General features: G+C 41.1%; 11 protein-coding genes. 3 read left to right on the top strand and 8 right to left on the bottom strand.

What is annotated here, in order from left to right:
- Positions 1 to 137 precede the first annotated feature (137 nt).
- Entirely contained in the window at positions 138 to 2,810 is a 2,673-nt protein-coding gene (locus K5Q58_RS05545; protein WP_220752972.1) for a TonB-dependent receptor domain-containing protein, read from the top strand.
- Positions 2,811 to 3,561: 751 nt separating this feature from the next.
- On the opposite strand, the gene K5Q58_RS05540 is transcribed toward K5Q58_RS05545, so the two are convergent.
- The 4 genes from K5Q58_RS05540 to K5Q58_RS05525 all read right to left on the bottom strand — a co-directional run bounded on the left by K5Q58_RS05540 (position 3,562) and on the right by K5Q58_RS05525 (position 7,534).
- Positions 3,562 to 4,695, bottom strand: coding sequence for a hypothetical protein (locus K5Q58_RS05540; RefSeq protein WP_220752971.1), 1,134 nt, complete (start codon positions 4,693 to 4,695; stop codon positions 3,562 to 3,564).
- A 786-nt stretch (positions 4,696 to 5,481) separates the two neighbouring features.
- Positions 5,482 to 6,105: a protein tyrosine phosphatase family protein gene (locus K5Q58_RS05535; protein WP_259651246.1), complete on the bottom strand. Its 624-nt coding sequence runs from the start codon at positions 6,103 to 6,105 to the stop codon at positions 5,482 to 5,484.
- 8 nt (positions 6,106 to 6,113) lie between these two features.
- Positions 6,114 to 7,130 carry an L-glyceraldehyde 3-phosphate reductase gene (mgrA, locus tag K5Q58_RS05530; protein ID WP_220752970.1) on the bottom strand — a complete coding sequence of 339 codons (1,017 nt, stop codon included), beginning with the start codon at positions 7,128 to 7,130 and terminating at the stop codon, positions 6,114 to 6,116.
- Between the two features lie 59 nt (positions 7,131 to 7,189).
- The gene (locus tag K5Q58_RS05525; protein ID WP_220752969.1) at positions 7,190 to 7,534 is read right to left on the bottom strand and encodes a DUF4156 domain-containing protein; all 345 of its coding nucleotides are present in this window, start codon (positions 7,532 to 7,534) and stop codon (positions 7,190 to 7,192) included.
- Between the two features lie 249 nt (positions 7,535 to 7,783).
- Here K5Q58_RS05525 and K5Q58_RS05520 point away from each other — a divergent pair, with 249 nt between their 5' ends.
- On the top strand, positions 7,784 to 8,104 hold the full coding sequence (locus tag K5Q58_RS05520) for a GRAM domain-containing protein (protein ID WP_220752968.1): 321 nt from the start codon (positions 7,784 to 7,786) through the stop codon (positions 8,102 to 8,104).
- A 128-nt stretch (positions 8,105 to 8,232) separates the two neighbouring features.
- Here K5Q58_RS05520 and K5Q58_RS05515 read toward each other — a convergent pair whose 3' ends face one another.
- From K5Q58_RS05515 to K5Q58_RS05505, 3 genes are all read right to left on the bottom strand, one after another.
- Entirely contained in the window at positions 8,233 to 9,153 is a 921-nt protein-coding gene (locus K5Q58_RS05515; protein WP_220752967.1) for a manganese-dependent inorganic pyrophosphatase, read from the bottom strand.
- Positions 9,154 to 9,647: 494 nt separating this feature from the next.
- Complete coding sequence (locus K5Q58_RS05510) at positions 9,648 to 10,826, bottom strand: BamA/TamA family outer membrane protein (protein WP_119967967.1); 1,179 nt, start codon at positions 10,824 to 10,826, stop codon at positions 9,648 to 9,650.
- A gap of 64 nt (positions 10,827 to 10,890) precedes the next feature.
- Positions 10,891 to 12,006, bottom strand: coding sequence for a sorbosone dehydrogenase family protein (locus K5Q58_RS05505; RefSeq protein WP_220752966.1), 1,116 nt, complete (start codon positions 12,004 to 12,006; stop codon positions 10,891 to 10,893).
- A gap of 289 nt (positions 12,007 to 12,295) precedes the next feature.
- Between K5Q58_RS05505 and pyrC the strand changes: the two genes are divergently transcribed.
- Positions 12,296 to 13,333: a dihydroorotase gene (gene pyrC, locus K5Q58_RS05500; RefSeq protein ID WP_220752965.1), complete on the top strand. Its 1,038-nt coding sequence runs from the start codon at positions 12,296 to 12,298 to the stop codon at positions 13,331 to 13,333.
- A 78-nt stretch (positions 13,334 to 13,411) separates the two neighbouring features.
- Here pyrC and K5Q58_RS05495 read toward each other — a convergent pair whose 3' ends face one another.
- Complete coding sequence (locus K5Q58_RS05495; protein ID WP_220752964.1) at positions 13,412 to 14,857, bottom strand: OmpA family protein; 1,446 nt, start codon at positions 14,855 to 14,857, stop codon at positions 13,412 to 13,414.
- Between the last annotated feature and the right edge of the window lie 131 nt (positions 14,858 to 14,988).

The following is a 14,988-nucleotide window of genomic DNA, read 5'->3' as shown; positions in this document are numbered from 1 at the left end:
TGAGCGCTTTTTAAAGTTTGTCCTAATGCTACAACCGAAATAACCAAGTTACTTATCTGCCACTGATGCTCTAGACGCTGCCGTCAAACTGCATCGAGATGGCGCTACCTGAACTGTGTACAGGATTGAAAAACGCTATGAAAACCAAGCCGAGTTTTATCGCTAACAAGCTAAGCCTAGCTGTTGTAACTGCTATTTCAGCAGCCTCACTTTTTACAACACTGCCTGCTTACTCGGAAGAAACACCTGAGGTTGATCCAGGTGAAGATTTCCCAATTGAAGTTATTGCTGTTACTGGTCGTTTGCGCACCTCCGCTTCAGCTGCTGTTGAAGAACGTCGCGAGCAGCCTACTGTCGTAGACATTATGGGCGCTGACCAAATTTCTCGAACGGGTGACAGTGATGCCGCAGCAGCACTTCGCCGTGTGACAGGTTTAACCCTAAAAGATGGCAAGTTTATTTATGTGCGTGGTTTAGGTGAACGTTATTCAAGTACTTCTTTAAATGGTGCCGTTGTGCCATCACCAGACCCTACTCGTAACGTGGTTCCGCTGGATATGTTCCCAGCTTCAATTATCGAATCACTTTCAGTACAAAAAGCGAGTACAGCAAGCACACCTGCCGCATTTGGTGGTGGTCACGTTGATATTCGAACTAAATCCATTCCTGCAGATTTCTTTTTTAAAGTTTCATTAGGTGGTCGTTACAACACCAATGATTCTGACGATACCTTCACTTATAACGGTGGCGGTGACGACTGGATGGGACAAGATGATGGCACTCGCGAGATGCCAAATAGCATTAATGATGTCACGAACATGTATGGCGGCATTAGCCCAATTGATATCGTTACTGGCTCAAACGGTACAATTGATTTTGCTCAGGCGCAGGAAATTAACCGAGGCTTAGCCAGTGATATGTATCGTGATATGACGGTTTTCACTGAAAACACTGACCCTGGTATTCGTGGCAATATCGCCATTGGTGATCGCTGGGATATCACCGACGATATTATTTTTGGTGCCATGACAGCTGTGTCTTACAAGGAGCAAGCTGAAAACTACACTAAAACTGAAGTTGAGTTGGCGGGTGATGCTGACAACGTACAAATCGAAAATTCAAAAGATGTCATGGGTACCGATTCAATCGTGCAGATGTCCGGGATGCTCAACCTAGGTTTAGAAATTGGTTACGATCATAAAATTCAGACCTTTTCGACTTACCTACGTGATACTTCTGATGATGTTTCAGTTGCTATAGAAGAAACTATCGATACCATTTCAGAGCCTAATGCACTGCAGGTTTATGATGTATCTTATGAAGAACGTAATTTAATCAGTAACCAAATTCAGGGTAATCATTTCTTCGAATACCTTTGGGATTTAGAAGCAAATTGGATGTATTCAAACGCAAGCTCAAAGCGTTATGCACCTAATGAGCTTTCATACACTTATAACGTGTTATTCGATGATGCGAACAACATGACGAGCCGCAACTTGAATACTCAAGATGCGCCAAAGTATGTATATAGCCGCCTTGATGATAATACTGAAAACTACAAATTTGACTTAACCCTGCCGTTTGAATTTGGCATGAACGTCATGAAAATTAGCGGTGGTTACGAATACTTTGAACGTACTCGTGAAAGCTATGCGACCCGCTTAGGCTTTGATGTGGGCTTAAGCCCAACAGATCCTAATGGCGACATTTTATCGAGTGATTTTGACAAGATTTTCTCAGATGAAAACATTGCCAATGACAATCTAGATTTAGAACTTAAAGATGCTTCAACAGACACTGAAGATTACATTGCGGCAGAAATGATTGATGCTGGCTTTGTGAATCTTGATATCGACTTTGACGATGTATGGCGCTTTGTTGCTGGGGTGCGTTATGAAGATTTTCGCCGTGTAACCTTGCCGCTAACGCCAGATGGTGAAGTGTCTGATGAAGGTGGTCGTTATGATATGGAAGATTACGCTATTGCTGAAGATGGCTGGTTCCCGTCAATGTCGTTAACGTGGAAATCATCAGATCAAAGTCAATGGCGATTAGGAGCAAGTAAAACACTGGTTCGCCCTGACTTACGTGAAGTGGCGCCGGTACGTTTCCAAGACCCAATTACTGGTTTTGATTTCTTCGGTAATCCAGAGCTTGAAAGCTCAGATATATATAACCTAGATTTACGCTGGGAATACTACTCAGATGACGGTGCTAACTTAAGTGTCGGTGGCTTCTATAAAGATGTCGATGCACCGATTGAAGCGATTCAACGTATTTCGGAAGCAGGTCGCCAGCTTAAGTTTTATAACGCTGAATCAGGTGTGATTTACGGCGTCGAAACTGAGTTTTTACATGACCTTGGCTTTATTGGCAGTGAAGGCGGTTTTTGGGAAGACTTCTTTGTTGCGGGTAACTTAACCTTGAGTGACTCAGAAATTGAAATCGCTGGCAACGGTGAGATTGACCCAACTAACAATAAACGCCGTATGACAGGTCATTCAGAATGGGTAGCTAACATGCAGTTTAGCTATGACTCAGCCGATGAATCTCATAGTGCCACACTGGTATATAACGTCTTTGGTGAACGTATTGCTTATGGTGGACGTGGTGGTTTAGATGACGTTTACGAGCAACCATTCCACAGTTTAGATTTCACCTATAGCTTTTTACCAACAGAAAGCTTTGGCGTGAAGTTTAAAGTGAAGAATATCCTTGGTGAAACGACTGAATACGACCAACAAGATGTGGTGGTATACGCAAAAGAGCCAGGTACAGAATTCACTCTGCAGTTCGATTACCAATACTAAAAATAGTAGCAGGGTTGTCACTGTATTGCGGCTATATGATAACCCTTTGGTTTTCTTGAGTGTAACAAGGTACTGATTTTTAACATTATTACTTCATCCTTTTAATGCTAAAAGTTTAGGGCCTGTTAATCTTTCAAGGTTGTTTTTACAGCGGGTTGTTGGCTATTTATACAAGGCAGAGACTTTGTGGTGTAGTTATTCTACATAAAATGTCGATAACGTAGTAAAAATGGTCAACAAATGCTGCCCGAAGGGTTCGGCTAAAAACGTTTTACTCTTTGTTGGATGAAGAGTTGCTTAGGTGACTAGGCATCAATCCATCCGCCTCAATTAAAACGTTTTTAACTCGAACAAAATTCAACCAGCAAAGATCAACAAGCCCTAGTGTACAGTGATGTTTTAATTTGAGGTCTGGAACATTTCTCTTTAGACATCACACGCTTCTTTATTAATGAAACGTTATTTAAGACAGGCGTTTTAACAAAGAAGTTAGTCGTAAAAATAGCAAGATCAGTGTTCTATTTAGCGATATTACTTCATCCTTTTATTGCTAAAAAATAACACTAGGCCACTTTCTTCTGGAACAAGAAAGTGGCCGTTTTGTTTCTGGGATTTAGTCGTTTTTTTAATGAATACAGAGTCTTTAAACAAAGACTAGGCCAGCTAAATTAAAGCGTTTGGAACAAGAAAGTGGCCGTTTATGTTTTAGCTATTAATTGGTAAAACTACCAATAATAGCGTCAGCGGTTGCTTAAAAATAATAACCGAAATTCACATTAATTCGTTTATCCCAGTCATTACCGAATTCTGGTAAGCCTATATGGTCATTATTAGCTGTTGCGAAAGTCATGTTTTTACCAAGAATGAAGTCAACCATAGTGTAGGTGGCTCCAGCTGATATGGCACAACCCGTCACATTTTGCATACTGTTGTCGTAGCTATCGTCAGCAACATCTGGGGTCATTAAACCAAAGTCGTTGTAACATTTAACACTACCAAAATCAGTGGCAAATGTTTTAGCGATGTTTGCACTGTACGCTTGGCCTTTTGAGGCTATTTCGTACTGCCAGCTAACCACTGCAATACCAATTTTATTGTCGTCTGCAGAATCTGCTGCATCGTACTCATATTGCATCGCTTGTAGCTGGAGGTTCCATCCTTTGTAAGTGCTGTCTAAATGCAGTGCTACAGCATAACGGTCGCCCATATTGCCTGTATCACTGTTATAGATCTGACCGTACTGGGCTGAACCACCAAATGTTGTCGAGCCACCTTCATACTCAGCTGTATAGGTTTGTCTGAAGTTAAAGCCGTTGGTTTCTTCGTTGTGGTATTCAGTACCATTGATTTCGCCACTGTATAATGCCGCTGAGTAACGTTTGTTTTCAGTAGCGCTATAAACCGGATTTTTGTAGAACGCGATATCAGTATTCCAGCCATTATTATCATAAGAAGCTTTAATACCCACATCGTGGCTATCTTCAAAACCTAGGTAATAAGGAAGACCGAACCAAAAGCTGTTTGAAATGAAACCAGGATTACCAAATGGCACTTTATTGATACCAAGTTGAAGCTGCCATTCAGGATTAATATCGTAGAAGCCATAACCGTATTTTATGTAGTTGCTATCTGAGGTAAAACGGTAATCTGAAGCAATCCCCCAATCACCTACTTTTCCGTCAAATGTGATTGAAGCTATATCAAAATCAAATTCACCTAATTTATCTTTATTAGACTCATCGTAGTCTCTGTATGCGTAATTAACGCGCACAGCGCCTCCGATATTTATGCCATCTTCTTGTTCTTCAGCCATTACACTCACTGAAGGTATTGCAATTGCTGTAGCCACCATCGACAACATAAACTTGGCGGTTTTTTTCATCATTTTTCCCTTTCTATTTGTAGATTTTATATTTTTAAGCGCTTTACTGAATTTATCGGCACCCATTACGCTGACAGCCCCTAAATAACTTTTTTCTGGTGGAATTCATAATCGTTGAGCGTGTTAACTTTGATTAATCAGCCAATTAAATCAGTTGTTAATCTAGAGGTTGATGCAGGCAAGTGCTTTACAATAATGTGGTGAGTATTTAGCTTTCATCGTTGAATAAGACAACCTAGAAGAGCAAATCATTGCCTTGATAACGGGTTTTTGATGACTAATTAGGCAGCTAATTTACTAAGAATAATGTAGGTAAGTAGATAGGCGTATTTTGATGCTAGCCTATCGACAAATATTCAAGTGTGCTGCGGAATTAACCTTCCTTCTGAAATCTAATGTTCTATTTGAATTAAATAGATATAGACTAGTTGTGCGCTATTTTGCATTTTGGTTTAGTGCCATAATTTTGATTAACTTTGGATTGGGTCAAGGTTAAAAGGCGACTGCTAAGTATTGACTAATATTGAAGGCACATCAGAAGTGCGCGAGAGTAAAGGTTTTATTGGTTGAGATACAGGTTGTTTTGCCAGTAATGAGATCTGGGAAACGATAATTTGTTATTTGGGTGACAAAAGAAACTCTTGAACATCAAAAGCGACGTTCAAGAGAAACATATATTCGTCATGATATATTTGTATTATCCGTTTCAAATAAGCTAGCGATTTTCGTATTATCTGTTGTATTTTATTTCAGATATTTAGGCCTTGCTTATCACCTAACTTGTTAATTTTATTGGACTTGACTTGTAGAGTATTTAAGTTTGACTTCATCGATAAGTGCTTGCCATTGCGGGTATTTAGCAAAGCTTTGTTGTAAGTCGCCCCAAGGCGATAACGTATCTTCTAGTACTTCTCCAGAAACATCGATACCTTGGGTTGCTAGGTATAAATAATAAAAGGCTGAAGCTCGGTAATTAGCTGCGCAGTGCACTAGGATTGATTTATCATTGTGCTGCTCCATAACGGCAAAAAATTGTTCAACATCTTCAATTTTAGGTTGTTGCCAGTTCACTTCAATATTTTCATATTGCATTCCTGCATCAGATACCAATTTAGGTTCTTCAGTTAAGAAATTGGGATTATCGGTTGGGATCAAATTGATCACCACTTCAACTCCAGCTTGTTGTAAAGTCTGAAACTCAGCGCTGGTAGGCAAGCCTGCTGTAATCACTTGGCTGTTATTAATTTTGATCGCTTTAATGTCATTTAAATGCGCAGGGTTGATTTCAGCTGCAGCAGGGTTAATCGCTCCCACAGATAAAGCTGTCATCATCACTGTCATTGATAGTATTCCTTTAGCGCGCTGTTTTATCTGTTGAGAGGTTTTTAATATTGAGTTCATTTTAATATTCATGAAAAGTCCTATTCCTTTAGGATGTTGTTAATAGCCGCTAATTCTTGCTCGCTAAAATCGAGTTTATCAAGGGCATTTACTGAGTCGATAATTTGGGCTGAGCGGCTAGCACCGATCAAGCAGGTAGTGACCGCATCATTATTTAATGTCCATGCAATAGCCATTTGCGCTAAAGACTGCCCACGCTGCTTGGCAATGTTATTTAGGGCTTGAACTTTAGCGAGTCTTGCTGGGGTAATATCTTTACTTGCAAGGTAGATTTGATGTTGCTGCGCAGCCCGAGAATCATCGGGGATGCCATTAAGATATTTGTCGGTTAATACCCCTTGAGCTAGAGGTGAAAACACAATAGACCCAACCCCTTCGGCGTTAAGCACATCAGTGAGCCCATCTTCAATCCAACGATCAAACATATTGTAGCGAGGCTGGTGGATTAGTAATGGTGTGCCTAACTGACGCAAAATAGCGATAGCTTGTTGAGTCTGCTTTGGTTGGTAGTTTGAAATCCCTACATACAAGGCGCGCCCCGAACGGACAATATAATCCAGCGCCTGCATGGTTTCTTCAAGTGGGGTGTCTGGATCCATACAGTGATGATAAAAAATATCGAAATATTCGAGCCCTGTGCGTTTAAGGCTTTGATCGCAACTTGCGACTAAATATTTACGAGAACCTCCCATACCATATGGCCCTGGCCACATGTCATAACCTGCCTTACTGGAAATAATTAACTCATCACGGTATGGCGTAAAATCTTGCTGATAGATAGAGCCAAAAGTAGATTCTGCAGCGCCATAATGAGGACCATAATTGTTGGCTAAATCAAAATGAGTGATGCCACTATCAAAAGCTGTTTGCAGCATGCTACGCGCATTGGAACGAGGATCATCTGCGCCAAAGTTTTGCCATAAACCTAATGATAATTGGGGCAAACGAATACCGCTGCGGCCACAACGTTCATAAGCCATATTTTTATATCTTTTAGGGTTGGCAACATAATGAGAAGTGGGTTCGTGAGTAATCATTTATCATCCTAAAAATGAAGAGTATAAATATGAGTTAGTGCTAATTGGTTGGTATTAACTTAAGGGCATACATATGCATTAGCAATAAAAGTCACCGAGGTGGCAAAGGCTTTAGGTTTGTATAAAAAAATCGTATTAGCGCCTAAGCTGCTGGCCTCGTTGCGCAACTGGTTAATCGCACCTTGGGTTAGGTCTTTATTGGAGATAAACAAGTAATCATACCAATGACCTTGCGAGCCAATAAGGGTGCCTTTTAGCTCGCAAACATCCATATCACCTTGCTCTGACCATAGTACTTCAATCTCTTGTGTTTGCGGTGCGGCTAAGGTGATACAACCACTTAAGCTCGTAATGATTGCTAACACCAAGCTGAATGTTAAAAGTCTCTGTTTACTCTGCTGCATAATTTCCTTATTTAAACTTAATCAGGTCATTTTTAACTAGTTCAATGGCTGTTCAGCTTGCGCTGTCTATACTTGTATTAGTTATAGCGAAGATGGTGTTTGATTCAGCAAGCTAAATATGACAAAGATATGCTATTCATTAGTGCTGTGGCTAATACAATCGCTATGATTTAATACAGCTTAACGTATGTTCAGTCGTAATTGAGAATAAATTAAGAATGGTGCCAAAGACATAATAAGGAAATATCCATGAGCACGATAGATTTTGGTCATGAGACAGTGATTAAATCCACTTTTGCAACAGCGCAAAATGGGGCTTTTAGTGGTGATGGCAAATTATCATTAACAGAAAGTCGCTTATGCTTTGAAGCCTCAAATAAGATTTTTGAAATGGGCCCATATGAAATTGCCCTTAATGAAATTGAAAAGGTCGAAAAGTGCTGGGGAACTGGTGGTGGGGTATTACCTGTAACAGCAGATGCGATTAAAGTTGAGCTGAGTAATCATAAAAGCTATAAGTTTATGGTTGCTGACTCAGAAGCTTGGATTGAGTTACTGACACATTCATAGTTAATTCTCACGAGAAACAAACGAGCTATAACTGAATACAAAAAAGCTGAATCAAATGATTCAGCTTTTTAGTACTAGCGAGTAAAATCGTTAAAAAAAGCTAACGTTTTAATCAATAGAAGAGTCGCTTAGGCGAACACGTCTTGTAATGCAGGCACAACTTGTTTCTTACGGCTTAATACGCCATCTAACCACACTCGACCATCAACTGTTGCTTTACCGTATGCTTGTTCAGTTAAGTCAGCATTGTCTGAAACTACTAGCATTTCAGAACCTTCTTTCATGATATCGGTAAGCAGTAATAATACGCTGTGACGATTACCTTCCGCTTTAAGTGCGGCAATATCAGCTTCCAAATCCGCTTTAATATCATCAAACACAGATAGGTCGATAACTTCTAGCTGGCCAATGCCTACAAGGTTACCGTTCATGTTGAAGTCTTTAAAATCACGCATCACAAGATCACGAGCTGGAGTGCCCTCAACTGCTGATTTTACTTTGAACATTTCCATGCCCACTTCTTTAAAGTCTTCAATACCAGCAATTTCAGCTAACGCTTCAACACAACGGATATCAGCAGTAGTGCAAGTAGGTGACTTAAAGATAACAGTGTCACTTAAGATTGCACACATCATGATACCTGCGATGTTTGCTGGAATTTCTACTTGGTAGAAATCGTACATCATTTTAATCACAGTGTTCGAGCAACCCACTGGGCGGATCCAACACTCAAGCGGTGTTGAAGTGGTTAAGTCACCTAGTTTGTGGTGATCAACAATACCAACAATTGTCGCTTCAGCAATATCATCAGGCGCTTGCGTTAGCTCTGAATGATCGACGATGTAAACTTCTTCACCAGCGTAGCTTTCTTTGAATTCTGGGGCTTCAAAACCGAATCTATCTAGGATGTAGGCTGTTTCAGGTGAAAGTTCACCTAAACGCGCTGCGATAGCAGGCTCATCGATTTGATTTTTTAAGTAAGCTAGTGCGATTGCACCGCAGATTGAATCTGAATCTGGGATCTTGTGACCCACTACATACATTGCCATTTGAAACGCTCCTATAAATTTGCAGCGATTTTAACAAGAAATAAGCAAGTGACCAATAACTAAAAAGCACCATGCATGAAGCTTTTTACTTATAGGCTGTTGAATCTGACTATTTGGCAAGGTTATTAGCTGTGAAATTCTTCTATTGAAATGGACATCGATGTTATGGCACATAGTTCACTCCCGAATTTTATTTAAAGAAGATAAAGGGAAGGTAAAATATAACTAAACAACTTGAGCTATATTCGCTCAGCAAATTACTTAGCTTTAGTCATCTTTAATTCAAACAATTATCTGAGCTGCTTAGACGTTTTAAGACAACCTGAATCAATCTAGTTTGGGTCATCTTGAAGTGTAATTTAAATCCGGTTCTCCTATGTTGTGAATCTAGTTTTATTAACTCAGCTCAACTCAATTCAGCTAAATAACAAATGCTGAGAATCACTTCTGAAAGGTGTACTTAATTTTCAGTGCAAAGCAAGTTTCACAGAAGGCTAAAACCCTGTACCGACATTGATATACCATGCGGTATCTTCGGGGCCTTTTGCTACATCAATTCCCATATGCAGGCCATATCGACGGGCGATGGTGTAACGAAAACCAGCGCCATAGGCGGTTTGCTCGTCGCTGTCCCACATATCACTATTACTGTCGCCAGCAAGGCCGCTACCCACAAACGACAGTACCATCCAGCGTGGAGTTATTCGCCACATAAGCTCAACTTCACCTGTTGAGACAGCTTCACCTTGATAGCGGTTTCGCGGGATGCCTCGCATTTCAATGTAGGGATAGGTAAAGACGGGCAGGCGAGTATCACTACTGATGGTTTGGTAGTTCAGTTTTACCCCAAGGGTGACGGATTGTGTCATTGGCCAGTAATTAATCCCAGTGGCCTTGATGGTTTGGTAATCATAGTCGCTGCCTATTGCAGTATTAAACCAGTCGTATTCGATGGTGTAGTCATAGCCTTTGGTGGGCATAAAAAAGTTGTTTAAGCTGTCGTATTGCAACACGGCGCCGAGGGATGAAACTGCGGGCGATGGGTCAAGTATGTCGGTGAGCCTGTCAACTAACTCAGGTGGCAGTAGTGATAGTTCTTTGTTGCTTGCTAAATCCACCTTGGCGTATTTTTGGGTGACACCTAAAAATAATGGGCTGTCGAATAATCTAAACTGCAGTTTTTGCATGAGACCATAGCCTTGCATATTCAAGTCTAAGGCTATGTCTTGAGCAAAGTCTGATTGGCTGTAAAAGTTCATATTCACATCACCGTAGCCGCCACCGATAAGGTAGCGAATATGATCTTGTTGCCATGTTTCTCTATGGCCTAAAAATCCGAACTTTGAGCCATTATCAGTCGCGCCAATGCCTGCTGCTGAAATACCTGGGGTTAGCAATTGGGCGCCGCCATCAACCGAGTCTTTGGCTACTTGCTGACGCTTGGCAGTTTGCTCAGGACTTTCATGCAGGAAAATGCCCATAAGTAAGAGCCCTGTGCCAACTGAGGGTTCAGTAATGATGCTAGGTACAGGAAGAAAACCATAAGCATTTTCAGCAAGGTATTCGCCAGCATCAAAATAGCCGTCAATGGGGTCAATAAAACTGGTGCTGGCCAATGCGGTATGTCCAAGTAACAGCGAGCTTGTAATAGCAAGGCGAAACGTCGATTTCATCGTAGTGATTTCCCTATAACGCAACGATAGTCATAACAGTGTTATGGTTCAAGTATTTGGATAATTAGTCTGGTTGATAGCTGATACGATAAATGGCATCGGCCGCATCATCTGACACCAATAATGCACCATCAGGCATTGTAAGCACGGCAACAGGTCGCCCCCAACTTTGTTCGCCTTGCAGCCAGCCGGTGGCAAACGGCAGGTAATCTTTAACTTTGTTACCATCAAGCACCACCTGCATTACACGGTAACCTACTTTACTGCTGCGGTTCCAAGAGCCGTGCTGGGCGATAAAAATACTGCCTTGATATTTTGCTGGAAACTGATTACCAAGATAAAACTCCATACCCAATGCGGCAACGTGAGCGCCAAGGTTAAGCTCAGGCGGTGTATTGAGTTTGGCTTTTTCTGCATCATAAAATTCAGGGTCTTTAATATCAGCGTTATGAACGTAAGGGAAACCAAAATGCTGACCTTCTTGGTTAACACGGTTTAACTCGTCGTCAGGTAAGTCATCACCCATCATGTCGCGGCCATTATCAGTAAACCATAGCTCCCCCGTCTTGGGGTGAAAATCAAACCCGACACTGTTGCGCACGCCTTGGGCAATTGTAGTGGTTTGTTTGGTTTCTATATCGAGGGCTAAAATTGACGAGTAGGGCAGCGGATCATCACACACATTACAAGGTGCGCCGATAGGGATATAAAGCTTACCGTCGGGGCCGAATTTGATGTTCTTCCAGCCGTGATGGGCTTTATTTGGCAATTTATCGTAAACAAGTTCTGGCTTTGGGATAGTGGGTAAACTGGTTTCGATATCGTTATAGCGCCAAATTTTATCGACTTCGGCGACATATAAGTCACCATCATGGAAGGCTAGTCCTGATGGTAAGAATAAGTCTTTAGCAAGGGTGATTTGCTGGTCGGCTCGGTTATCTTTATTGCTATCAATAAGTGCATAAACATTACCAGCGCGGCGACTGCCCACAAATAAGGTGCCATTGTCGCCTAAAGCCATTTGGCGGGCGTTTTTAACATTATCGGCATAGAGTTCAATGCTAAAGCCATCAGGCAATTGAATTTTTTCTAACGGTAGGGCGTAGGCTGTAACTGACATGCTCAGGTTAAGCCCTAAGCCGCATATTAGTGATTTAACCAAAACGGATATATTGTTCATGTTATTCATCCCTGTACTGAAAAAGCCAACTCAATCTATTTAATCCAATCCAAGCTATTTAAGCCAAACTATTCAATTCAATCATAGTGGCGTTATTATCAAGACTATGCTTATAAAATGATTGAAAAACAAACTCCATATTAGCGGATCTCGTTAGATAAGGAAGTGAAATAAGGGGGCTTTTTTGTCTCTGTAAAACTCAGCGTTTAAGGATTGCATCTATTAAGAAAACCGCTTTTCAGGCACAATAGCGCCCAATTATCCGCAATCGACTTTTTAGGAACCCTAAATGACGCAAATCACTATTACTACGCCTGACGATTGGCACTTACATTTCCGTGATGGAGACATGTTAGAAGAAACGGTTCCGGCGACTGCTCGCTTATTTAAACGTGCGATTGTGATGCCAAATCTAGTGCCACCAGTAACCGATGCGACAATGGTTTCTGCTTACCGTGAGCGTATTTTAGCGGCGCGTCCTGCTGGCAGTTCATTTGAACCTCTAATGACGTTATTTTTAACCAATAACACCACAGCCCAAGACATCATTGATGCCAAAGCTGCGGGTGTTGTTGCTGCTAAGTTGTACCCTGCGGGTGCAACCACCAACTCTGATGCAGCAGTGAAAGCATTAGATGCGTTATTCCCAATTTTCGAAGTGATGGCTGAGCAAGGTATGTTATTGCTGGTTCATGGTGAAGTGACCGAGTCGCACATTGATATCTTCGATCGCGAAAAGGTATTTATCGATCGCTACATGGCGCGCATTGTTGCGGCGATGCCAAACCTTAAAGTGGTATTCGAGCACATCACCACTAAAGATGCGGCTGAGTTTGTGGCTGATGCACCAAACAACATTGCAGCAACGATTACACCGCAGCATTTATTGTTAAACCGTAACGACCTATTAGTTGGCGGCGTGCGCCCACATAACTTCTGCTTACCAGTGCTTAAGCGCAATATTCACCAGCAAGCATTGCAAGCTGCAGTGGCAACTGGCTCAAGCAAGTTCTTCTTAGGTACCGACTCTGCGCCACACGAAAAGCACCGCAAAGAATCAGCGTGTGGTTGTGCAGGTTGTTACAGCGCATGGAGTGCACTAGAGCTATACGCTCAAGTGTTTGATGACTTAGGTGCACTAGATCAATTAGAAGGCTTTGCCAGCTTACACGGAGCTGATTTTTATGGCCTGCAGCGTAACACAGGCACAGTGACATTAGTGAAAGAAGAGTGGACTGTGCCAGAGCAAATCATCTTGCCAAACGGAAATCCAATCGTGCCATTCTTTGCGGGCGAAACGGTTAACTGGAAAGTTAAAACGGCTTAAGATCTGTTGCTTATTCAATAAAAGCCAGCAGAGATGCTGGCTTTTTTGTGACTGTATTTCAATGTTATGAATTAACGATTATTTACTGTCCGACCGCAATACCAGCTCGACGCGACGATTTTGTGTTTTACCAGCATCATTCATGTTGCTAGCTACTGGGGCATATTCGCCAAGACCCGTTGATTCAACTTGAGTTGGCTTAATATTAAAGTCATTTATGAGTGCACTTCTAACCGCTTTGGCGCGTTTTTCTGACAGCACCTTATTATAACTTTGCCCGCCTTGATCGTCTGTGTGCCCTACAACATAGAATTGTTGCTTTGGATGGCTTTTAAGATACTCAGCAACTACTTTTACTACATCCATTGCCTCAGGCATCAGTTTATCGCTGTCGAATTCAAACAATAAACCGTCAAGCGCGACATGGCCAGTTTGGGCAATTTTGTCAGTCAATCCATCTAAATCAATAGTTAAGCGGTTAGTGTTTAAGGCGTTTTCTTCAATGATCCTTAATTCACTCGAAAGGCCATTAATGTAACCAATCACGTATGTCATCGCATATACATTACCTGTTGGTTTTTGCAGTAAATAGAAACGATAGAATTGGCTCTCTGTGGAGCCATTGGTGGCGAGAGCATTGAAGTTTCTTTGGAATTTAGTGTGGGTTCCACATTCTTTTGCAATACAGCTAAAAGTCTCGATAAAGCCAAGTTTTTTCAGTGCTGCTTGATAGTTTGCATCGACTTCGTATTCTGAATAGCTGCGGGGTAACTTATAAGCAATATCGGTAATCTTTCCTTCAACAACTTCAGTGGTGAAGTTTTTACCCGTTTTGCTCGATACAACTCTGGATTGGCCAAATTGGAATGTTTTATATTCTTGAATATAAGCGCCAGGAATGCGCGTTAGCATGGGATGGTCACTAGCGCCTCTTTCATCCTTGTTACTGTTATCTTTTACGGTAATCTCACTGACTTCAGCTTGTAGATAGTCTTTATTAATAGCAATAATATCTAGCGGTTCCTCAATCACTTCAATTGTATCGAGTTGAATATTAGTCGCTTTTTTCCAGCTGGAAATATAAATCGAGGTGAATAATTCACGGTTATCAAGAGTGATTTTTGCAGTAACAAGGGCTGGGTTGTCGTTTCCGTTGTTATCAATAGGCTTTAAGAAATTTTTTAGATTTGAGCTTTTGCCACACTCATTATCACGGCAGTTGAAAATGATTTCTCCGCCTAATGAGTTTATTTGATTAAGATAATTATTGATTAAATTGTGTGATGTGAACTTGGGATCTAAGCGATAATTAACTCTTGTCAATCTGCCTTTGATTTCTGTTGTGTGAATTGATTTATCAACTTGATTAATGAGCTGATAAGGCGAGTAATTTCTTATCACTGAGTTGCTTTTTCTTACTTCAACAGGTGACTCAAATAGTGGAGGTTTAGTTGCTGCAAATAAGCTTGAACTCAGTATTAAAAGTCCTATGCAAAAAAGCGATAATATACGGAATAGCTTCATTAACATTTTCCTATTTAACAGGTGTTAATTGAGATACCTACTTTAATGTAGTTGCATCATCAGGGGAGGTAGGTGAGAGTTGTATTTAATAACAATCAAAATATGGAAAGGGTTAAGCAATTGCTTAACCC

This window comes from Shewanella sp. KT0246 (assembly GCF_019654955.1).
In the GTDB taxonomy this organism is placed as follows: domain Bacteria; phylum Pseudomonadota; class Gammaproteobacteria; order Enterobacterales; family Shewanellaceae; genus Shewanella; species Shewanella goraebulensis.
This window is presented reverse-complemented; position numbering and strand designations above follow the sequence as displayed.